The sequence below is a fragment of the Bifidobacterium saguini DSM 23967 genome (assembly GCF_000741715.1).
GTDB lineage: Bacteria > Actinomycetota > Actinomycetes > Actinomycetales > Bifidobacteriaceae > Bifidobacterium > Bifidobacterium saguini.
Genome location: NZ_JGZN01000007.1, coordinates 228,597 through 251,752, shown reverse-complemented (window position 1 = coordinate 251,752; position 23,156 = coordinate 228,597). Strand labels below are relative to the sequence as shown.

The following is a 23,156-nucleotide window of genomic DNA, read 5'->3' as shown; positions in this document are numbered from 1 at the left end:
TGGCCTCGCGCCTGCGTTCGGAACGCGGCATAGGCGCAGCAGCCAATGCCGCAGTGCCGGATACGCTTTCCATGACTTCTTCTTTCTTCATAATGTGACTGCCTTGCAAGGCTTTGCTGTCAGCTCAGCACCTTGGTGCTTTCCACTTGCGCCACATACCACTGGTTGAATCGCACCAATGGCTTACGCAGCAGCAAGCCGAGCAGCAGTAGCGGCGGCACAAAGAGCAGCAGCAGACCGGCCGACTTCCAGTAATCCAAGTTGTAGATACCGGCGATGGCAGCTCGCATCATCGTGACCACATGAGTCAACGGCAGGAACGGGCTCACCTTGGAAATGAAGTCTGGCAAGATCTGCACAGGATAGGCGGCATTCGCGCCGGAAATCTGCACAATCAGCATGAGCACACCAATGGCCTTGCCCACATTGCCGAAGCTCACCACCATCGTGTAGGTGAAGAACGAGAACACCAGAGAGCCAAGCCAGCCGGACAGCATGAACAGCAGTGGATGCACAGCCTGCACATGCAGGAACAACAGATCGCCGGCCAACGAGACCGTGGACTGCATCAAAGCAATCAATGCAAAGACGCCGTAATGGCCAAGGAACAGCTGATGCGGTCGCGGATCGCCAAGTTCACGGCGAATCTTGCGAGACACCGTGGTCTTCAACGTGACCACCATCAGCAGAGCGCCCACCCACAGTGGAATCAGCGTATAGAACGGCGCCATCGAAGAACCGAAGTTCTCCACCGGGAACACGGCCTTGCGCTTAAGCTGTACGGGAGCTGCCAGCGTACTGGCCAAAGCCTCCGGGTCATTGCCCAGCACTTCCTTGACCATGCTCATATCGCCACTGTTCAGTGCATCAGCAAGCTTGCCATTGAACGAAGTCAGTTCATCGCCGGCCTTGCGCAGCTTGGAAGATACCTTATCCAATGTGGACCGGGCATCCGCGAGCATCGTATTGGCATCACCGGAAGCGTCCTCCACATCACCCAGCGTGGTTTTAAGTTGCGCCGAACCGGATTGCAGAATGCTGGAAGCATCAGATGCAGAAGAAGCAAGCGCCTCGATCTGCGGCTTCACATTCGTGGCGAAATCCGACTTCACGCCGGCAATGCTGCTTTTCGCCTGATTGGCCAGACCCTTGACCTGCTGATGCTTGTTCTGCACTTCCGCATTGTTATTACGCACATCGGTAGCCGCAGCATTCAACGCATCCTTCAACTTGGTCTGGCGGGCAATCGAACGGTCCAGAGCCTTGACCACGGCCGCATTGTCGCCCAGAATGCCGGCAAGCGTATCGCGAATCGCGGTGTACTGCGTTATCTGATCCGCCACCGCAGCAGCTTGGGAGTCCAGCTCTTTAGCCACTGTGGTGGAGCCATTATTCGCATCCTGATACAGGCTGTCAATCGAATCAGACACCGCGCCAAAGCTGCTGGCGCTCGTGTCCAGCGCCTTGCTCATCGCGTCAGTAGTGGTGTTCAGCGCACCCGCCACCTCAGTCACGCCCTTCTTAGCGCTTTTGAGGTTCTTGCTGGCAGTGGATGCGGAGCCGGAAGCCTGTTTGATAAGCCCGTTCGAGGTTTCCAACAATGTTTGCGCCGAATCAGTCAGCGCGCTGTAGGTGCCGAGCATGTCCGCGGTGCTACCCAGCTGGGTAGCGAAATCCGCTATGTTCGTGTTGAATGCGGTCAGCTGCTGCTTGGCCTCCGGCTTGGAGAGCTGATTAGCTAGCGAAGAGGCGATCTCCAAGCCGGCAGAGGTAATGGTCTTGGCGAACGTGGTGTTGATTTCCGCAGCCACCTCATCCGTGCCCTCGTTGAGCAGGTTCGGGGCCAGTGCGTTCTTTTTCTCGTTGCGGTAGTAGGTCAGCTTGGCATGCTGCACATCATCGGAGAAGAAGGTCATCATGTCTTTGCTGAAAGACTTCGGAATCACGATGGCCGCGTAATACTTGCCGGATTTCGCGCCATCGATGGCGTCATCCTTGGAGGTGATGGTCCAGTCGAGCTGACTGTTGGCGCGCAATGCATTCACCACCTGATCGCCCACGGTGACCTTCACCGGAATGAGGTCGGAACGGTAGCCCTCATCCACGTTGGCCACGGCGAACTTCAGATTCGACATATTCGAGAACGGATCCCAGCAGGCGGCCACATTGAACCAGGTGAACAGGCCAGGAATCATCACGAGGCCGATCACGATAATAATGGAGACCACATTGCTGGTCAGACGCTTGATGTCTCCAATAAACAGTTTCCAGATCTTGTTCATCGTGCGTGCTTGCCTTCCTTGTTCTGGGCAATGCCGTGAAGGTTCGGAATATTGGTCAGCTCGGAGAGATTCTTACCGGCCAGACTCGGCAGTCGGGTAGTGGGGGCATCGCTGCTTCCGGTTGAGGATTCGGCATGGCGGCCGTACAACATCGAACGAATCGATTCGTCGGAAAGATTGCCGAGCTCGGTTTGACGGCGGATGGAATCGCGCATGTATTCCACGACCATCAGGAAGCCGATGATGATCAGCACCCAAGCGAGCCAAGTGGCCATCACTACGATCTTCTCACTGGTGGTCAGGGAGAAGACGATGATCAGGATGGCCGGCACCACGAATCCGGCGATGAGCGCGCCAAAGAGCAGCTTCGGATACTGCTGGGTGAACTTGGCGGCACGGCGTTCAATCGCATGCTTGTATTCGGTACGGTTGGCCAGTGCGGAAATCGCCTGCGTGACCTTGTATTCGCTGGCTTCGATGTGCACCGGTTCGCCGAGAATCATGTCGCTTTCTTCGATTTCGCGTGCGAACAGACGGTTCAGATTAGCCAGCTTCGGGCGGGCTACAAGGCCGAGCAGGAAGGCGAGTACGGCGAAGATCAGCAGTTTGCCGATGTAGCCGAACCAGTGACCGTCGTAGAAGCCGCCGATGGTTTCGCGCATTGCATCAATAGAGTAGGTGAATGGCAGCAGCGGGTAGATGACGCGGAAGAATTTTGGCATCATCTCGATTGGATACAGGCCAGAGGCGCCCGGCACCTGCAGAATCACCAGAGCTACGCACACGCCCTTGCCCACATGCATGAATGTGGTGGAAAGCGCGAAGATGAATGACATATACACCAGCGAGGTAATCCAACAGGTGAGTAGGAATACCGGAATGCTGGCGCATTGCATGCCAAGCACCAGATCGCCAATGCCGGTTACCAGGCCTTGCGCGGAGGCAAGCGTGGCCAGCAGGAAGAAGCGGCCCAAGTAGCCTTGCGTAGGTGTGAGATCTTCGATGCCTTCGTTGTCTGTTTCGAGCTTTGGAATCACCACGAGCACGAACGCGCCCACCCACAGGGCCAATGTGGTGAACAGCGGTGCCATGCCGGAGCCATAGGAAGACACTGGGTAGATGGTCTTCTCATTGATCACGGTGGGGGACATCATGAAATCGGCGATTTTGCTGGCGTCAAGTGAGCCATCGCTATCGATTAGCGAACCGAGCGATGTGGAGATGCTCATTGCCTTGATATCGGTGGCAAGCGTGCTGAGCTTGGTTTGCACGGTTGCCAGTGCCTTATCCGTATCAGTGAGCGCGGTTTTGGTGGAGGCGGCAGCTTTATCCAACTGATCGAGCGCATCCTTGGATTGGCTGATCAGCGAATCCTGGGATGTGATGTCGTTGGAAAGGGTGGTTGCGGTGGTGCTCAGAGTGTTGAGACCATTGTTGAGCTGTGGTAGCGAGCCGGAAACCAGAGTGCTGCGGGCCTCGTTGGTGGCCTGCAGCGTAGTTTGCGTGGTGGTGTTGAGATTGTTCGCCAAACCTGCGGTGTTCTTGGATGCACTGCCGATAGTGGTGTTGAGGCTATTGAGATTGCCAAGGGTGTTGCCAAGCTGGCTATTGCGCTTCTCCAGCTGGTCAATGGCTGATTTCAGTGGTTCCTGATTGGCTCCTGGCAATTCCTTCAGGGTGGCCAGAATATCTGCATTCGCCTGGTTGATATCTTCGGCGGTGTTGATCATGCCGCCAACCTGCTGGTTCGCGGCATTGATGGCACCGGTGACCGTGCCGATATTCTGGTTGGCTTGGGCGGCGGCCTGGCTTAAGAGGCTTGAACCTTCGTCCAGTGCTCCGGAAGTGGAGGTGACGAAGCTGTTCATGCTGTTTTGAGCAGTGCCGATGAGCTTGGACGTTCCGGCCAATCCTTCGGCGGCATCGATGCCGAGCTTGCGCGCATCTTCCAATGCCTGACGTGCGGTGCGGGTTTTATTGGGGGCGTCATCCAGCTTGGTTTGCAGCTTGGCGATGGTGTCGCGCGTGCGCTGTACATCGCTGGAGGCCTCGTTCAACGACGTGACGGTTTTCGACTTGGTTTTGTCGCCGGTAGCGAGTGCCTTGTCCCCGACTTTGTTGATGGTTTCGGTCAGTACTTTGGAGACTGTGGAGACGAACGTGGAATTTACTGTGCGATCCACGGTGGAGGCGCCCACATCGGTTACCTTAGGGGCGATGGCGCTGGCCTTTTCGTTGACGTAATACTCAAGTGTGGGTGTGGATTCGCCTCCGGTCACGACTCCAGCCAGCGAATCGGAGAAGTTCTTGGGGATCACGATGGCGGCATAGGCTTTGCCGGACTGCACCATGTCCATTGCTTCGGCTTCGGAGACGAACGTCCAGCCGAGCTGATCATTGTTCTTCATCTGCTTGACTATTTGGCCGCCGAGATTCTGCTTGCCGATGAGGGCGTTGTCGGTGCCGGCGTCGTTGTTGGCCACGGCCACGGTGATGCCTTTGGTGTTGCCGTACGGGTTCCAGAAGCCGATGATGTTGTACCAGGAGTACAGCGGCGGAATGAACACCATGCCGATGAGAATCACCCACGAGGTCGGTACCCTGAACAGGCGCATGAAGTCGCGCTTGAGGACCTTGAGAATGTTGCCCACTGAACTACCCCCGGAGCTGTTGTGCTGTGCTGTATTGCGCGTAATATCATGCGCTACGTTTTCCGTAGCGATACGTTTAGCGTAGCGCTACGCATTGAGTAGCGTAATACAGTGCCGGGAAATTCTGGGGTTGGATGTGGTGGATGTGCGCAGATATGGCAATGCCCAGCGATATCGTACAGAGTAACCGTGCGTCGCTGGGCATTGTGTCTAAATACTTGGTAATCAGCTTTCGATGGTGCCGGTATCGGTGCTGGTGCCGCTTTGCTGGCTGGAGGAACCGGTGGAACCGGATGAGTTGGACGAATCAGAACCAGAGCTGCTGTTGCCCTCGCCGGACTGACCGTTGCCGGAACCGGACTCACCGTTGGATTGGCCTGGCATACCTCCTGGCATGCCGCCGCCCTGACCCTGCGACTGGCCTCCCTGGGAGCTGCCGCCCGGCATCTGCATCTGCTGGCTGGATGTGGTCTTGGAGCCGCTGTTGGAGATGGCGCCGTACGCCAATCCGCCGCCGAGACCGCCCAAGATACCGCAACCCAAGCTGATACCAATGATGATGGCTACAGCCTTGCCGGTAATGGCCTTGACTGGGGAGTCATGATTGAGAGCTGCCGTCGCTGCGAAACGATTCGGCTGAGGTGCGTTTACACGAGGCTGTGCAGTCTGCTGAGTCTGCTGCCAGTTCCAGTTGGCGTTGGTCTGATTGCCGGGCTGCTGTGCGGTCTGTTGGAAGGCGGTGGTTCGCGCAGTCTGCTCGGTGGCTGCGGTATCGGTGGTGTTCTTGGCCGGAATGTTCGGATTGATATTGTTGCTGGTCATGATGTGTTCCTTTCGGGAAAGTATGCGGTGTGTGATTTGGATGTAGAGAGGGAAGAAGATGCAGGCGGTTAGCGGTGTAGCGATGTGCTGCTACATGCTCCAAGTGGTATCGGTACCGAACTCGCTATCGAAATCAGCGCGGTCGATAAGATCGGTGCTGAGCTCGGTGTCGCTATTCGTAGCCGAATCGGGGAGTGCGGTGCTGTAATCGCCAGTTACGGTGACGGTCACCGAACCTGTGCCCTTCACCACGGTTTTGCTACCGGCAACAATGGTCACCGTGTTGCCATCGGAATCAACCACCGAGCCGCCGTCGGCCACATTCAGTGCGGACACCGTGGTGTCGCCAGTCACCACCCACGTCGATGTGCCATCTACATTCACTGTGATGGGTGCATCAGAAGTGGTGCTATCGGTGGCGTTCGCGTTCTCGGTGATGCTTGCTTCGCCGTTCCAAGTCGAACCATCCAGCAGGTTGAGCGTCACCGAGGAAATGGTGTCGGCAGCAACCGTGCCATTCAGCGTCTGATTGCGCCCGGTAAAGACCACGGTCGCGCCATTCGAGCCAGCAGAACCCCAATTATTGGAATCATTGCCGGCCGCGGTGATGAGCGCCGCCTTAGAGGAGTCGAAATCCAGCGTGGTGTTGGAAAGCACTACATCGGCTGTGGTGTTCGTGAAGTAGAACATCGAACCGGATTCGATGGACGATTTCAGCGTGGAATCCGCAGCTTGGAACGTGGCATGCTCGCCGGTGGTGGATTCGGCGTCGCCCGAAGTGGACTGATAGATGATCACACCATTGGCCACCGGGTCGCTTGCGGTTTTGCCGGTCGCCGTGCTGGTCATCGTGGAATCCTTAATCAAGATCGTATTGAGGCCTTCCATGCCGGCGATTTGCGAGCCCGTGGACGTGCCGGTCACGTTCGAAACCTGCACATTGCCGGTCGAATACAGCAGCGGCGAACCGGAGCCTGCGGTGCTGAGCTCGGAATCGGTGGCGGAAATCGAGCCGCCGCCGCGGTCGGTGGCGATGGTGGCACTGTGATCGCCTTTGGTGGTGGCGGCGATGGCGCTCGCCAAAATCGTGCCGCTGTAGGTGGCGTCAAGTCCGCGAGAGTTGTCGGCCGTGGTATTGATGGTCACATCATTGGCCAGCACAGTGCCGGAATCGGTGGCGAAGATGCCGTTCGAGCCGGAGCTGGAGGCATTGATTGAAGAGTCGGAAATAATGGTTTTTGAATTCTCGCCAACGGTCAACGACACGGAGTTAGTGCCGTAGAAGTTGTTGTTGTCGGCGTTATCCGAGTCGCCGGACTTGTTCAACGTGACGTTGGTGAGTGTCAGTGTGCCGCCGTTCTGGGCCAAGGCGGTGTTCTGATCGGAATTGGTGGCCTCGGTGGTTTCGCCATCGGAGCTGACTTCCTTACCATCCGCAGTAAGTGCGCCGGAGTATGTGCCGGTGTAGTCGTAGGTCATTGTGTCTGCGCCGCCGCCGGGCTGGCCCTGCAACGTGGCGCTGCTGCTGGAACTTGAACCGTTGCCCCAGCCGAGGCTACCAGCGATGGCCGTGCCCGCCATGCCGTAGCCGAATCCGGTGACCAGGGAAATGGCTGCTGCGGTGGCGGCTGCCTTGCCGAGCGGCATATGCGCGAAGCGACGTGCTTTGACGCTGCCGTCTGCGGTGGTCGTCCGCCGCTTGCCGAACGAAGAGTTGCTGGTCATGATGGTTCCTTTCGCGAGACTGTTCGGTTGCACCCCGCGCTTGCGGTGGGATGCAACCGAACATTGCTTGTCTGTGATGATTCAAGTACACAGCGAAAGGCCTAAGGCTGACTTAAGTGACCGGTAAGGGAATCCGGAAGTTCCGGCAATGATTTCTGGAAGGTTTTTGGACGTTTCCTGAAAGCGCTGATTTCTCAGGCTCCCCTTGTCAGGGGAGCTGTCAGCCGTAGGCTGACTGGGGGGGTAGTTCGTAAACGCTATCTTCAGCGCGTGCTGTTGCGCACAATCAACTCGGTTGGCAGCGTGACACCAACCGGCTGTTCACCATTGATTAGACGCATGAGCTGGTCGACCAGATGCTTGCCAATAGCGGCGAAAGGTTGACGGATAGTGGTAAGTGCAGGATCAGCGAGCGTAGCTGCTGAGGAATCATCAAAGCCGATAATCTGCACATCATCCGGGACCTTGAGGCCGCGTGCACGCAGTGCTTTAATGGCGCCGACTGCCATAGCATCAGAGGAGACGAATACGCCATCGATGGTGGGATCAGTGTCGAGCAGCTGCGCCATAGCGGTTTCACCGCTGTCTACGGAGTAGTCGCCGTGCACAATGCGGGCCTGAGTGGCGCTGGAATCATCGTCGAATGTGGCCACAGTATCAAGGAAGCCGTGCACGCGATCGCGTGTACCGCTCGGACCTGCAGGGCCGGCAATCATCGCAATATGCTTGGCGCCGCGCTCATGCAGATATTCGCAGGCCTTGCGCGCGCCGCCGTAATCCTCAACATGCACATAGCCCACAGGCAGAGTCTCGTCGGATGGCTGCTCTGCAATAACGGTGGGGATGCCGGCCTCAACCAAGCCATTCAACATTTCACTGGAATCCTTGTGCCAAGCCACCTGAATCACGCCGTCAACATGGCCGGCCTGCAGGTATGCGAGATTGCGCTTGGCTTCATCCTGATTATCGGTGGTCATCAGGATGAACGAGACGCCTTTTTTGCCCAACTCATCGGCCACGGCTCTCAGCAGTGCAGCAAAGTTCGGGTCCTCGAACAATAGTTTCTGAGGTTCTCCCAGCAGGAATGCCACGGATCCGGCACGGCCGGTAACCAGTGCGCGAGCGTGACTGTTGGCCACATAGCCGGTTTGTTCGATGGCGGCTTTGATATTGGCTGCGGCGTCCTGGCTCACCCATTTGCGACCGTTGAGGTAGCGGGACACGGTGGCGCGGGAGACGCCGGCGATACGTGCAACGTCATGGATGGTCGCTTTATGCTGGTTCACTCGAAACCTTTCATATGTAAAAGGCCGCATGCCCACGTAGGGCAATGCGGCCGTTACATGTGCTGTGACTACTGATAGTACGAGTCTATAGTCACAGCATGATAGTGCTGGTCGGGATTATCAGGCTTCAACCTGCTTGCTATCGTTGCGCATGAGCAGAGAGCCGCCGATTACGAACACGGCGATGAGCACGGCGAGCAGCAGGTAGGCGTGGTGGAAGCCGAGCTGGGTGTACATGTTGCCCATCACCAGCGAGAAGATGGTCAAACCAATCTGCTTGGCGGTGCCGAAGCCATACATGTAAACCGTGGCGGAGAGGCGCTTATCGAACACGCGGGTGATGTACTTCATTACGGAGACCAGCATGAACGGCATCTCCAGAGCGGCGAGCAGACGCCAGAAGACCAGCATCGGAATGGTGTTGATGAAGGCGCAGCCGAGCACACGCACGAACAGGATGCCGCCGTAGATCAGCAGGCCGGTCTTGGCGCCGATCTTGTTGATCAGAGCCGGCATGAACAGCATGCAGATGGCCTCAAGCAAGATCTGGACGGAAACCACGCGGCTGAAGAAGGTGGCGCCGGCGGTGGCATCGGAGAAGAAGGAGGCGAAGTAGTTCGGGAACTGCTGGTCGAACACGTCGTACATGGTGGCGGAGCCGATGATCAGCAGGCAGAAGCCCCAGAAGCTGCGGTTCTTGAAGATGGAAACCCACTCTTCGCGGGAGATCGGCTCGTTGTCCGCGTTATCGCCTTCCTCAGCCTTGACGGCACCGGCCATGTGGTCTTCAGGCAGCTTGACGATGGAGATCAGGACGAGCAGCACGGCTGCGCAGAAGGTCATTGCCCAGAAAATGGAGCCGGTGTTCTTGGCCCACATAATGCCGCCCACGAAGGAAGCGGTTGCGCCGGCCAGGGAGCCGAACAGGCGTGCGTGGCCGTACTCGAAGTTGTAGGCGCGGGAAGAACGCTCGTTGTAAGCCTCGATCACGCCCACACCGCCGTTCAGGCACAGGCTCAGGTAAGCGCCCATCACGATGGCGCCCAAGATCTGGTTAGCGCCGATGATCGGCAGGAACACCCACTGGAACAGCGGGCCGAGGAAGAGGATGCAGCAGACCACGAAGATGAACAGGCCCTTCTTCAGGCCGAGTCGATCCTGGATCGGTCCGAAAATCGGCTGCAGAATCAGTGCGCCGAACGACATGATGGAGAACACCAGGCCGGATGCGGTAGTGTCCATGCCGGCATCGCCCTTCAGCCAGTACGGCAGGAAGGTGAAGATGAGCTGCCAGACGGCGAAGTAGAAGAAGTACAGTCCGCCGAAGTTCCAGAAAATGCCGCGCTTCAAGGAGCTCAGCAGGGAGGTTGATTGTTCCTGTGCCATGATGATTCCGTTTCTTGGATTAATGAGATGTTGTGGTGGTTAAGGGTTATTGGAGGCTGGTCACAGCGTTTCGTCAACGTCGAGATGACCGTCTGCCGGCAGCACGTCGGTGGTTGCCGGAGTCCAGCGGGTGTCCATCTGCGGGGTGCCAAAGTTCGGGGTGCCGTCCTCGTTCCAGGTGATGAGACCCATGCGAGCGTGGCGGTTCGGGTCGAACAGCGGGTCGCCCAGGATTTCCACGTAGTTGCGGCAGTGGTAGATGAGCACGTCTTGGCCGTCTTCGGTGGTGGTGAAGGAGTTGTGGCCGGGGCCAAACTGGCGCACGGTTTCGTCGGAAGTGAACACCGGTTCGCTGGACTTGGTCCAGTTGGCCGGGTCGAGCAGGTCGGCGTCGGCATTGGCGGTGAGCATGCCCATTGCGTATTCGGGGCCGGTGCCGGAGGCGGAGAAGGTCACGAAGATCTTGTCGCCGTGCTTCAGAACTGCCGGGCCCTCCTCAACGATGAAGCGAATCTTCTCCCAGTCGAGTTCCGGCTTGCTGAGCATCACCGGCTTGGTGGCGAGCGTCCACGGGTTCTCCATGCGGGCGATGTACAGGTTGGAGTGGCCCTCGATGTTGAGGTCCTGCTGGGCCCAGATGAGGTACTGGTGGCCATCGGTGTGCATGAAGCTGGTGGCGTCCAACGCGAAGGTATCCATACCGGTGTCGACCTGGCCGCGCTCAACCCATTCGCCGGTGATGGGATCGGTGTCGTCGCAGGTCAGGCAGAATACGCGGTGCTGGAAGGTGTCGGCCACTGGGTCGATTTCAGTGGTGTGCGCGGCGGCGAAGTAGATGACCCACTGGCCGTTCACGCGGTGGATTTCCGGGGCCCAAATGAGCTCGCTCATCGCTCCGGTGCCGCTTTCATGCTTGTGCCAGATGGTGTGTTCCTCGGCCTGCTGCAGGCCGGAAAGGGTCTTCGAGCGGCGCAGGGTGATGCGATCGTATACCGGGTAGGAGCCGGTGAACAGGTAACCATCGTCAGTGCGCAGCACATACGGATCAGCGCGCTGCAGCACGATAGGGTTCGGCAGTAATGCCATGATGTCTCCTCGTTGATGTTTGGACAGTGAACATCGTTGTGTCGGTGTGCGCGGGGTTGCTGCAGGTTTGCGACTTCTTGGTCGGCATATGTCTGACGCTGACCAAACCTGAAACAACACTGTGCACGTTTCCAGTCAGTAAATATACGCTTGCTGATGAGTTTTGCAAGTTCTGCGGCATTGCAGTATGTGCCACCTGTTGCAATAACTGGAAACGTGCACAGTCGCGCGGCGTGTCGCAAAGTTCCTGATAACAGACACCGTGCTGCAGCCGCATCCCCCGTCCCCGTCTCTTGCCTTTTGCCCATTGCTCATTGACTGTAGGCTTTTGAACACCGACTGTAGGACTTTGAACACCGACTGTAGGACTTTGGACACCGACTGTAGGTTTTTGAACGTAATTCGTTGGATTTCCTACAGTCAGTGTTGGATTTCCTACAGTTGGTGTCCAAAAACCTACAGTCAGTGTTCGATTCCCTACAGTCAACTAGACGGCGGCTGGGGCTATGGTCTGGTGCGGTAGCCGAAGTTGCAGTGCGGCTTCGTTATAATCACAATTCCGGCGCGAAGCATTGTGCCACAATAGAAGACATCGTCCAGCGGGCAGTATGAAGGGGGGCGGCATGGCTAATCGCGCATCTTCCAGCAGCCAAAAATCCCAAAAATTTGATATGAATACGGCTGCTGAAGAGTCCGCCATCGAAGCGAACCTGGTGGCCGCCGAACTGGATGGCGCCGGTCTGGATTTGGATGCCAAACGACTACCGATTTTGGCTCGTGTCTACGGCATCCTCATTCTGCTCGACGGTCTTGCCGCACTGCCATTTACAGTGTTCGCAACCATCTACAGCGTGCGCGAAATCCTTTCCGGTCGTGTGCATGTGGACGCCATGAGCTTGACGTTCATTCTCTCCGCGCTTCATGCGGTAGTGCTGATTATCAATGCGGCATGCCTTATCGTTTTTGGTATTTTGCTGCTGCGTAACCGCCGCCGCTATGCCGCGCGATGGGCGTATGTGCTGATGCCGCTTACTCTGGCCGAAGGCATGCTGTCGCTCGCTCTGCAAGGCCTGGGTTGGAACCTGGTGCTGCCTGCAATCCAGATGATCATCCTCGTGGTGATTTCGGTAACCGCCGACCCGTCTCTGCGAGAGGAACGCCGGCTACAGCGCGCGCTCAGGCGCATGGATGATCGTGAAGAATACGATGCCGCGGTGGCTGCAGGCATGCTCGGACGCGATCAGTCCGGCAAAGGTTATATCGCACTGGATTTCTTCAATATCTTTTGGCTATTCACGATTGCATCCGTGGGTGGGCTTCTTATCGAAACTGTTTATCATTTTGCGCTGTATCACGGCGAACTGCAGGACCGCGCCGGCCTGTTGTGGGGTCCGTTCTCGCCGATTTATGGTTGCGGCGCGGTACTGGTCACCGTGTTTTTGAACCGCCTATGGAAAGCAAACGCCGGTTTGATTTTCTGCGCATCAGCGGTGATCGGCGGCACTTTCGAATATGTGACCAGCTGGTTCATGGAAGTGGCGTTTGGCATTACTGCGTGGGATTACACCGGCCAATGGCTCTCCATTGATGGCCGTACTTCCGGCAAATACATGTTCTTTTGGGGTCTGATTGGTTTGGTTTGGGTGCGTTGGTTGCTGCCGCGCATGCTGGCGCTTATCAATCTCATTCCTTGGAAAGTGCGCTATTCGCTCACCGTTGTGTGTGCTGTGCTGATGATTATTGATATTGCATTCACGCTAATGGCGCTTGACTGCTGGTATGGCCGGCTTGCCGGTCAGCCACAAACCTCGCCCGCCGCGCTTTGGTTCGGCGAGCATTATGGCAACGATTACATGGCCGCCCGCTTCCAAACCATGACCATCGACCCCACCAAAGCCGGCCGTATGTAGTCCTTGGCGATTACTGGCTACAGAACTATGACTACAAAGTAAGTGGTTGGCTGGGGCATGCAATGCCAGACCGTAGGCTTGGCCGAGCGGACCTTGAGCGTGTCGGGCGTTGCATGCCCCAGCCAACCACGCCCTGTGCAGCAGACAGATATTCAGATAATCAGTACGCGGCAAGCGTAAGACTGACCGTGCATGACTCCGGGGTCAAGGATAGACTGAAGTTTTGGAATTGAACTGTTCCTGATATGAGGAAAGGCAAGGCAGATGGCCGAAGCTACAGCAAACATTGGTGTTATTGGACTGGCCGCAATGGGTTCCAATCTGGCGCGCAATCTGGCGCACCACGGCAACACTGTGGCCCTGTTCAACCGTCACTACTCCCGTACTGAAAAGCTGATCAACGAGCACGGCACTGAAGGCAACTTCGTGCCCGCCAAGACACTGGAAGAGTTCGCGGCTTCCCTGAAGCGCCCGCGCACCGCCATCATCATGGTCAAGGCCGGCGCTCCGACTGACGCCGTGATCGAGCAGCTCGAGGAGGTGTTCGAACCGGGCGACATCATCGTGGACGGCGGCAACTCCTTCTTCAAGGACACCATCAAGCGTGAGAAGGAAGTGCGCGCCAAGGGCTTCCACTTTGTGGGCTGTGGCGTGTCCGGCGGCGAGGAGGGCGCGCTCAACGGCCCGTCCCTGATGCCTGGCGGCACTGCGGAATCCTGGAAGACCCTGGGCCCGATCCTCGAATCCATCGCGGCCAAGGTCAATGGCGAGCCGTGCGTGACCCACATCGGCACCGACGGTGCCGGCCACTTCGTCAAGATGGTGCACAACGGCATTGAATACGCCGATATGCAGGTCATCGGCGAGGCCTACGACATTCTGCGCCGCGGGCTCGGCATGGACGCCGAGGAGATCGCCGACGTGTTCGACGAGTGGAACAAGGGCGATCTGGACTCCTACCTCATCGAGATCACCGCCGAGATCCTGCATCACAAGGATGCCGCTACCGGCAAGCCGTTTGTGGACGTGGTCGTCGATCACGCCGGCATGAAGGGCACCGGCACGTGGACCGTGCAGACCGGTCTGGAGTTCGGCTCCCCGGTGGCTGCGATCGGCGAGGCGGTGTTCGCCCGCGCGCTGTCGTCGCACGGCGAGCTGCGCGAGGCCGCCCAGCAGGAGGGCCTCGCCGGCCCGAACAAGACCATCGACCTGACCGGCGAAGATCGCGCGGCGTTTGTGGAGGACGTGCGCAAGGCGCTGTTCGCATCCAAGGTGGTGGCCTACGCTCAGGGCCTGAACGAGATTCAGGACGGTGCCAAGGAGTACGGCTGGGATATCAACCTGTCTGAAGTGGCGCGCATCTGGCGTGGCGGCTGCATCATCCGCGCCCAGTTCCTGCTCGACCGCATCACCGAGGCGTTCAAGGGCGACAACCCTCCGGCCTCCCTGCTGTTCGACCCGTACTTCGAGAAGATCATCGGCGAATCCCAGGATGCATGGCGCCGCGTGATTGTCCGCGCTGTTGAGGCTGGCATCCCGACTCCGGTGTTCTCCAGCTCTCTGGCCTACTACGACGGTCTGCGCTCCAAGCGCCTGCCTACCGCCCTGACCCAGTCCCAGCGTGACCTTTTCGGTGCCCACACCTACGGCCGCGTAGACAAGTCCGGCGTTTTCCACACGTTGTGGGCTGAAGAAGGCAAGCCTGAGATTGAGGAGTAAAACTCCTCAATCTCAGGCTTAGGAGAGCCCGGTGGGCTCTCCGGCCTTCTTCGGGCTTGGCGATAGTCCCGAATCGTCCGTATGTACGCGCATTTGCACATACCTGCGCGTACATACGGACGTTTTTTGTGTCCAAAACGATCGTATGTACGCACAGGGGTGGTTCTTCGTGCGTACATACGGACGAATTGCGGGTACGCACAGGTGTATTGCGCATACATACAGACAAAATCAGCCTCGTGTCACGCTCCCAACCCGGTGCCTGGGTAAGATGAGGATTGCATTGAAGCACATGAGAGGAGAAGGCGATGGCAGCGAAGAAGCCTGTGAAAGTGAACGCCGGCAAAGGCGGCGGAGTCGCGGCAAAGTTGGGTGCAGCTGCGGTGACCGCGATTGTTTCGGCTGTAGCCAATCCGGAAATGTGGGCATCGTTCCTTAATTGGCTGCGAGATCAGCATTTTTCCGAGAAATTGATTGAGCTTATCTCCAAAATGCATCTGACAAAAGATCCACTGGAGAAAATATCGCTTCAATGCGAAGGCGTCGAAGAGCTTATCGCCTCCCGTTCCGCAGAGCTATCCGACGATGCGCCAATCGAATCATGGCGAGCTGAACTGGCCAAAATCCGCCGTGGCGTTGAGATGCTTGAGAAATCTCCTGACAAGGATCGTAAGAAAATCAAGTCGCTGCAGCAACGGTCCAAGAAGTTGTGGGACAGCGCATTCCAAGCTGCTGCGGAATAGTCGATGGCAACGCAATCAAGGCCTGAGCCAACAGCTGAGGCAGCAATTGCAGTCAGAGCCGATTGAGTGTTTACCAATAATGGGGAAGGTGCACTATGAGTGCGGAGATTTCGGAACCGGAGAGCAGCGCGGTGCAAGGGGCCCATCGTGCGCAGCCTCAGGAGCCGCTGCAGATCATTGAGGACGAGCAGGGTCTGCTGATTCTCGGCGCCGACCATCAGCAGATTGACTCATGGCTTGCCTCCGTGGGCATAGATGCGGCGAATACACGCACGGTAAAGAAGCAGTCGCTGCAGAAGGCCAGCCATGCAGCACAAGCTCTTGGCGAAGCAATGGCGAACGATGGCCGATGGGTCAAGATGACCGAGGAATCCGCCAAGTTGGTCAAGCAGTATGGTTCCACAGGTACCGGTGTGGTGCGCAACAAGGGCAGAATCGTTGAGATTATCAAGTTTGAAAATCTATCGCAGTTGAAGTCGCTGGCTAATCCGCAGATGGTAACCGGCGCTGCTGGCATTATGGCGCAGATGGCACTTGAGCAGGCGGTGGAGGAGATTACTGACTATCTCAAATCCATTGATAAGAAAGTTGATGATTTACTGCAGGATCAGAAGGATCAGGCTGTTGCCGATTTGGTTGGCATTGCTCGTCTCGTTGACGAGACAATGTCCATCCGTAAGAATGTTGGTTCGATTACGGGGACTACATGGTCCAAGATCGCTGACTGCCCAAGGGTGGTGGCTGCGGCGCAAAGCTATGCGCTGCTGAAAATCGAGAATCTCGCCAAGAATCTCAATGAGGCTTCGGATGCCGCAGAAGTTGAGACCGTTGCGCGGAGATTGCATAAGGATGCAACTGAATGGCTGGGTATTCTCGCGAGCGCGATTCAGCTGCAGGACAAGGTATCGGTGCTGGAACTGGATCGTGTGCTGATGGAGCAGCCGGACACGGTGGAACAACATCAGCAAGGATTGCAGGTGGCTCGCCGGCGCCGATTGCATGATGTCGAAAGCAAACTGATTCAACTCAACAGCAGCATTGCCGAATCAGCGGAACGCATGCGCAAGCAGAAGCTGTTGCATCCATTTGCCGTGGATAGTTCGTTGAATCATCTCGATGCCGTGAACGCTCAATTAGCGCAATTTGCTCTGGCCATTGGTATTGAGGCGGACCAGGTGAGCATTGAGATGGCTCCACGCTGGCGTGAGGCCGCAGGCAAGTTTATTGCTGATGGTGCCGGCACTGTGTCGACGAACGCGAAACGCATTGGTGCCAACGCAGTCGATTTGGGCAGTAAGGCTGGTAAAGCAATCACTTCAGGTGCTAAACATGTTGGCCAAGAAGCTAAACAGCTGCGTGACAATATCGTTCATACCAAGTCGGAACCTCCACAAGCTGAGGCGCAGTAAGCAGTAGCTGCGATTGAGCCTCAGCTTGGATGGTGCGTATCGTCCCGGTTTGCGCGTCAATCGATTGGCGCGCAAACCGGGACATTTTTTTGTGTCTCGGTAGTAAGAATCGGCTGATTATTGCGAACCGTGGCAGATTATTCTTGATCCCGAATACCGACGTGAACAGGAATGGCGATATTCCGCCATTTGCAATACTGGACACAGCATGTGCCGCCAGAATTTCTGTCTCGGTTGCTTCAATAAGGCAAAAATAGAAAACCGGGACATGCAAATCTGTCCCGGTTTTCAATATATCTAGTCTTTTTCCGTACCGGGACAGATTCTGATTCTCAAAGAGTGTACAACGTGATTGCGCTGCTGCACCTCTGGGCTTCCTACAGCTTGACTACGGTCTCCTCGGTGGAGAACCAGATGAATTCCTCGGTGCCGCCGGCGTAGGAGGATGGGTACTCCGGGTCGCCAGTCAATCCGGTGCCATCGGTGTGCGCTGCGAACACATGCGCCAATGAATCAGCCTTGCCGGCACCGGCCGCAAAGAACCAGGTGCGGCGAGAGCGGGCGATCAGCGGCGCGGTCAGTGAAATGCGCAGCGGCGGCATCTTGGGGGGAGTGACTCACGCCCACGGTTAGGCGGTCGGTAACATCCACTTCATGATGACCGGAGGAAGCCGGGAATAGCGACGCGTAATGACCATCCGGCCCCATGCCGAGAATCATCAGATCAAATACCGGCTCCGGGCCCATCTCACGAATCAGCTCTTGCTCGTAGACTCGCGCGGCAGCATCCAGCAGCGTCGCGTTATCAGTGTCCGCGGCTTCACGAACGGAATCATCATTGCTGCCGGCATTTGCCATGACCTCGGCAATCTCGTCGGCGGAACGCTCATCGGCCGGCATTTCATGAATGTTTGATTCGGGTAGCTTGCCTTCAGCAACGAGCTGGTCGAGCAGCAGTCGGCGTGCTTCCAGGGCATTGCGATCAGTGTCGTAAGCCGGCACAAAGCGTTCATCACTAAACCAGAAGTGCACGCGAGACCAGTCAATGGAATCAGCCAAAGCGTCCGACAATACCAAACCCAGAGGTTGAGCTGCCGAACCACCGGACAATGCCACATTCACACGCGCACGGTGGCTGCCATCTGCCAGACGCTCGTTCAACGCATCCAACAGTGCCAGCGCCAAACGCTGCGCACCTGCTTGCAGCATCAAATCTTTATTGGGATACACAATCAGTGTGCGGTTTGCCATAACGATATTCCTTCACTAAAAAATCCCCTCAGCGTAAGAGTAACCAGCTGAGGGGAACGATAGGGGTGTCAGTGACGAATCAGGTCCCAGCCTTCATTGATGACTTCGGCATACACCTCATCCGGATCGATGCGGCGCAATTCCTCGGTCAGACAGTCCTCGATGGTGCGTACTGGCACGGAAATGGTTTGCGGAGCCTGGCCCGGCATGGAAATCAGCGCCTGATCCTCATGCGGACGTTCCAGAGACACCACGCCATCCTCGCGAGTCAGATACACGCCGGTTACAGCTTCGGCATCATTCACATACTCCACGTCCACTTGTACGCCGAGCTTTAAACGCAACCATGCGCACAGCAGATCCATTGGCAGGAACTCCTGCGGGCCGGTCACCTTTACCGCGATGATGGGCAGATGCGGCGGCTGATCGAGCATGGAGGCCAGCATGGCGCGCCATACGGTCAGGCGAGTCCAGGACAGGTCGATATCTTCCGGTGTCCAATTACGGCGCAGACGCTCAATCGTAGCTTCAGGATTGTTGGAGCGCAGCGCATCGGTGATACGGCTGCGAGCCATCGCACCCATCAGATCCTTGGAAGGATTAGACGGTGGGTTCGTCGGCCACCAGGCCACTACCGGCACATCAGGCACCAGCAGTGGAATCACCAACGTATCCGGGTGATTGATAAGGCCTCCGTGCGGGCGCAGGATAATGATTTCGCCAGCGCCGGCGTCGGCACCGAAACGAACCTGAGCATTGAGGTTCGATTCGGCAGGGCCATCGGTCAAATCAACAGCCGGATTATCGGTTTTCTCCATTGCCTTCACGTCGGTGTCGGCAGCGGCCTCACCGGTGGAATCAGCAGAGTCAGACTGATAATGCGTATCCGGAACTATCGCAATCACGCGGCATGGATGCTCACGGCTGGCGGCATTGGCGACTTCCAGCGCATGTTCAAGTTCGCTATCGTCCGCGGAAATCAGCAGAGTCAGCACACGGCCAGTGGCGGATTCGCCGCGCTCTTCGTGCAGCTGCTCAATCTTATGGGCGATTTCGCGCGTGCGCGTATTTGGCAGATCGATGATCATGGCATCCTCCAGTGGCGGCCTTCGCGCGCCAGCATCTCATCGGCTTCGGCCGGACCCCATGTACCTGCACGGTAGGGCTGCGGCTGGCCGAGCGTGGACCAGAACTCTTCAATCGGATCGAGGATTTCCCAGCTGAGGTTCACCTCTTCGGTGGTCGGGAATAGCGGCGGATCGCCCAAAAGCACATCAAGAATCAGGCGCTCGTAGGCTTCCGGCGAATTCTCGGTGAAGGAGCGGCCATAGCTGAAGTCCATGTTTACGTCACGGACCTCCATCGTGGTGCCACCCGGCACCTTGGCGCCAAAGCGCATAGTCACACCCTCGTCCGGCTGCACACGAATCACAATGGCGTTCTTGCCAAGTTCACGTACGGCGGTCTGCTCGAACGGCAGGTGCGGTGCACGCTTGAACACCACGGCGATTTCAGTCACGCGCTTACCCAAGCGCTTGCCGGTACGCAGATAGAACGGTACGCCAGCCCAACGGCGAGTGTCAATATCAAGCTGGATTGCAGCGTAGGTCTCAGTGGTGGAAGCCGGGTCAATGCCCTTCTCCTCCAAATAGCCGACCACCTCATGCGAGCCCTGCCAGCCGCGGGCGTACTGGCCGCGTGCGGTGGTCAGACGTAAATCCTTCGGCAGACGCACTGCGGAAAGCACCTTGGTCTTTTCCGCAGTCAAATCCTTGGCGGTGAAGCTTACCGGCTCTTCCATAGCAGTCAGAGCCATAAGCTGCAGCAGATGGTTCTGAATCACATCGCGTGCAGCACCGATGCCGTCGTAGTAACCAGCGCGACCGCCGATACCGATATCTTCGGCCATCGTGATCTGCACATGGTCCACGTAGTTCGCGTTCCAAATCGGCTCATACATGGCGTTGGCGAAGCGCAAGGCCAGCAGATTCTGTACGGTTTCCTTGCCGAGATAATGGTCGATGCGGAACACCGAGCTCGGGTCGAACACTTCGGAAACCACATGATCGAGCTCCTTGGCGCTGGCCAGGTCATGGCCGAACGGCTTCTCGATGATCACGCGGCGCCAAGCGCCCTCGGAGGATCGGGACAGGCCGGAAGCGGCCAGCTGCTTGGCCACGATGGGGAATGCGCGCGGCGGCACGGACATGTAGAAGGCATGATTGCCTCGGGTGCCGCGGTCACGGTCCAGTTCCTGCACGGTGGCACTCAGGCGTTCGAAGGCCTCCGGGTCATCGAACGTGCCACGCACGAAACGAATGCCGGCAGCCAGATTCTTCCACGTCGATTCCTTGAACGGAGTGCGGCAGTGGGCCTGCACGGCGGCCTTGACGAATTCGATGAAATGCTCCTGCGTCCAATCGCGGCGGGCGAAGCCGGTCAGGCCGAAGCTCGGCGGCAGCAGGCCACGGTTGGCGAGGTCATAGACGGCTGGCAGCAGCTTCTTCTGCGCCAGATCGCCGGTGACGCCGAAAATCACCAGACTGCAGGGGCCGGCGATGCGAGGCAAGCGCAAATCGCGCGAATCGCGCAGCGGATTGCTCCAGTTGGAAAGTTCACTCATAGCTTCTAAGCGTAGCCCTCGCAGGGAATGTATCGCTAGAGGCGATATAAAAAATACTGTGATGTGAGGCACTTTCCTGTAAATTGCGACTCGCGCTCCCCAAAAGTGTGTATTTGCATTATGTTTATGGATAAACACAAGCGGTGCGAATTATGCGTTTGCCAAGCGCTATGTTATGCCGATTTGTAAGTAAATATTCAGCAAAATCATGCCGCACTTTTCACTACGTGGTCTATGAATGTGCCATGTCATAGTGTTGGAGAAAAATAGTGTCCACTATTTGATTCACAAAATACCCTATAACGATTTATGAAGTACACGCATGCCTAAAATACCACCTTCGTTTCCGCCGTCTCACCATGCTTCCCGTAGAGAGTCGGAGCATTCAGTACATACCGAGCATCGACGGAATATGGCGGAACCTGTAAGCCAATCGAAGCTAAGGCGCAACGGTCAGCAGCCAAGGACTGTGGCATCAACGCTGAGGCCAATGTGGAAGGCTCTGTACGCTATATATGCAACGTTACGGAATCTCAGTTCCAAGGACTACGGCAAGCACACTCCCCTCAAGGCGACGTTTCGGCCGAGTTTCTGTAATGACCGGCAGCGTGTACACTCGCCGGCGCATTATGGTCGTCTGCTTAGGCGTGGTACTGCTTGTTGAATTATTCCAATTATTCTGGCCATCTGACCGCTTTTACCCGCTGGCCACGCTTGATGGATATTCGGTGGGCAGCCAAAGTGCCCAGAGTGCAGCGATCAAGCTCAATGCAAAAACACTGCAACGCACAGTAACACTTACCGATTCCACTACAAAAACCAAGGTGACGCTTACTGCACAAAAGGCAGGAATCACCGCAAACTATACTGCTCGAGCCGAGGCCGCAGCCCATCATTCTTTCGCACAGCGCATTATTCCATTCTCATGGCTGTTTGTGCACAACACCACATCTGATGATTTGCCTGATGCTCTTGGCTCATCAAAGAAACAAACGGAAGCAGATGTGCGCAATGCATCAGTGAAAGCTGATGATAGCGGCAAACTGCAGGCTGTGGATTCTGCAGTGGGCTATACCTTCAAAGCCAGTGATATTCGCAAAACGGCAGACTTTAGTCTTACCGACAGCAGCACTGGCGATTTGGCGACTGCCACTATTGAGATGAATATTGTGCAGCCCACCGTCTCTTTGGATACTGCGCAGCAATTACTAAAGACGATTAATGCTGCACTGGGCGATAATGTGACGTTCACGTACAACGATGGCAGTTGGACTCTGCCATCGAGCAGCATTGTCAAAACCATCAGCACCAGCGCGAATGCGCAGGATAACACTCAGCTGGATGTTACTATCGGCAGTTCTACGCTGATGAGCCAGATGAAATCTCAGGGCATTGCGCTGCAGGTTGCGCAAAAAGCTGTTGATGCTAATGCGGTGCCGGCAATGTTCGCCGTTAAGGGCCGTGCATCGCGTGCGATTGATGCGGATGCCACAGCCAACGCGTTGGCGTCGATGCTCGCCAGCGGGCAGGCGGCTCCGGTTGCCATCTCGATTAATCAGGTGGACAATCTTGAGCTGTATGACGGGTTGCCTACCAAGGGCAGTACGCAAGACAAGCTGAATGAGCTGTTTGCCGGCGCCACATATTCGGTGGCTGTATATGATCTGAAAACCGGAGAGTCCAAGCTGCAAATCAACGCGGATACGGTAACCACTTCGGCCAGTACGTACAAACTGTTCGTAGCGTATTCGATGATTCATGCCGTGGAAACCGGCGAACTGACGTGGAACAGCCCGCTCAACGGCATGACGCTGAGTTCCTGCATGGCCACGATGATTGTCAATTCCGACAATGACTGCCCGGAAGCCTGGCTGAGCCGTTACGGATTCGATACGGTGACTCAGCAGGCGCATGAGATCGGTGCGAATAATACGAATTTCGCGGTTGGCGATATGGAAACTACCGCCAATGATTTGGCTACAGTGCTCAAGGGCTTCTACACCAACTCCATTGCGAACACGGATTCCACGGACCGATTGTTCCAGCTCATGCAAACGCAGGTATATCGTGACGGCATTCCGACTGGCATCGGTTCCGATGGCGTGGTCCAAGACAAGGTTGGATTCTTGGATGGACTGCTGCATGATGCCGCAATTGTGCGGTGCGATAAAGGTGATTATGCGATGGTCATTATGACCGACGGATCCAGTTGGTACAAAATCGCGCAGGCCAGCCTGCTGATTTACGAGGATTTGTAGTCGGC

General features: G+C 56.7%; 14 protein-coding genes and 1 pseudogene. 5 read left to right on the top strand and 10 right to left on the bottom strand.

Going from position 1 to position 23,156, the window contains the following annotated elements; all coding sequences use genetic code 11:
• Positions 1–119 precede the first annotated feature (119 nt).
• The 7 genes from BISA_RS05585 to BISA_RS05555 form a co-directional block, all read right to left on the bottom strand.
• Positions 120–2,282 (bottom strand): YhgE/Pip domain-containing protein, encoded by a 2,163-nt coding sequence (locus BISA_RS05585; RefSeq protein ID WP_033890690.1) that lies wholly within the window; start codon positions 2,280–2,282, stop codon positions 120–122.
• On the bottom strand, positions 2,279–4,933 hold the full coding sequence (locus tag BISA_RS05580) for a YhgE/Pip domain-containing protein (protein WP_081890027.1): 2,655 nt from the start codon (positions 4,931–4,933) through the stop codon (positions 2,279–2,281). Before BISA_RS05580 ends, BISA_RS05585 begins: the two co-directional genes overlap by 4 nt.
• A gap of 225 nt (positions 4,934–5,158) precedes the next feature.
• On the bottom strand, positions 5,159–5,755 hold the full coding sequence (locus BISA_RS12235; protein ID WP_051917355.1) for a hypothetical protein: 597 nt from the start codon (positions 5,753–5,755) through the stop codon (positions 5,159–5,161).
• A gap of 90 nt (positions 5,756–5,845) precedes the next feature.
• Positions 5,846–7,480 carry a beta strand repeat-containing protein gene (locus BISA_RS05570; protein WP_237746096.1) on the bottom strand — a complete coding sequence of 545 codons (1,635 nt, stop codon included), beginning with the start codon at positions 7,478–7,480 and terminating at the stop codon, positions 5,846–5,848.
• 263 nt (positions 7,481–7,743) lie between these two features.
• The gene (locus BISA_RS05565; protein ID WP_033890689.1) at positions 7,744–8,766 is read right to left on the bottom strand and encodes a LacI family DNA-binding transcriptional regulator; all 1,023 of its coding nucleotides are present in this window, start codon (positions 8,764–8,766) and stop codon (positions 7,744–7,746) included.
• Between the two features lie 120 nt (positions 8,767–8,886).
• Positions 8,887–10,152: an oligosaccharide MFS transporter gene (locus BISA_RS05560; RefSeq protein ID WP_081890025.1), complete on the bottom strand. Its 1,266-nt coding sequence runs from the start codon at positions 10,150–10,152 to the stop codon at positions 8,887–8,889.
• Positions 10,153–10,212: 60 nt separating this feature from the next.
• A complete protein-coding gene (locus BISA_RS05555; RefSeq protein WP_033890688.1) occupies positions 10,213–11,238 on the bottom strand; it encodes a glycoside hydrolase family 43 protein in 1,026 nt (341 codons plus the stop codon).
• A gap of 671 nt (positions 11,239–11,909) precedes the next feature.
• On the opposite strand from BISA_RS05555, the gene BISA_RS05550 reads away from it, so the two are divergent.
• From BISA_RS05550 to BISA_RS05535, 4 genes are all read left to right on the top strand, one after another.
• A complete protein-coding gene (locus tag BISA_RS05550; protein WP_237746102.1) occupies positions 11,910–13,148 on the top strand; it encodes a putative ABC transporter permease in 1,239 nt (412 codons plus the stop codon).
• Positions 13,149–13,412: 264 nt separating this feature from the next.
• A complete protein-coding gene (gndA, locus tag BISA_RS05545) occupies positions 13,413–14,867 on the top strand; it encodes an NADP-dependent phosphogluconate dehydrogenase (protein WP_033890685.1) in 1,455 nt (484 codons plus the stop codon).
• Between the two features lie 308 nt (positions 14,868–15,175).
• Positions 15,176–15,610 carry a hypothetical protein gene (locus BISA_RS05540; protein WP_033890684.1) on the top strand — a complete coding sequence of 145 codons (435 nt, stop codon included), beginning with the start codon at positions 15,176–15,178 and terminating at the stop codon, positions 15,608–15,610.
• 95 nt (positions 15,611–15,705) lie between these two features.
• Positions 15,706–17,019, top strand: a complete 1,314-nt coding sequence (locus BISA_RS05535) for a hypothetical protein (protein ID WP_051917354.1) — start codon at positions 15,706–15,708, stop codon at positions 17,017–17,019.
• 377 nt (positions 17,020–17,396) lie between these two features.
• On the opposite strand, the pseudogene pgl reads toward BISA_RS05535, so the two are convergent.
• The 3 genes and pseudogenes from pgl to zwf all read right to left on the bottom strand — a co-directional run bounded on the left by pgl (position 17,397) and on the right by zwf (position 20,893).
• Positions 17,397–18,270 (bottom strand): annotated as a pseudogene (gene pgl / locus BISA_RS11940) (6-phosphogluconolactonase).
• Positions 18,271–18,338: 68 nt separating this feature from the next.
• Positions 18,339–19,358, bottom strand: coding sequence for a glucose-6-phosphate dehydrogenase assembly protein OpcA (locus BISA_RS05525; RefSeq protein WP_033890683.1), 1,020 nt, complete (start codon positions 19,356–19,358; stop codon positions 18,339–18,341).
• Positions 19,355–20,893, bottom strand: a complete 1,539-nt coding sequence (gene zwf / locus BISA_RS05520) for a glucose-6-phosphate dehydrogenase (RefSeq protein ID WP_033890682.1) — start codon at positions 20,891–20,893, stop codon at positions 19,355–19,357. The genes BISA_RS05525 and zwf overlap by 4 nt, the downstream gene beginning before the upstream one ends.
• A 596-nt stretch (positions 20,894–21,489) precedes the next feature.
• Between zwf and BISA_RS05515 the strand changes: the two genes are divergently transcribed.
• Positions 21,490–23,151 (top strand): serine hydrolase, encoded by a 1,662-nt coding sequence (locus BISA_RS05515; RefSeq protein ID WP_237746095.1) that lies wholly within the window; start codon positions 21,490–21,492, stop codon positions 23,149–23,151.
• The last annotated feature ends 5 nt before the right edge of the window (positions 23,152–23,156 follow it).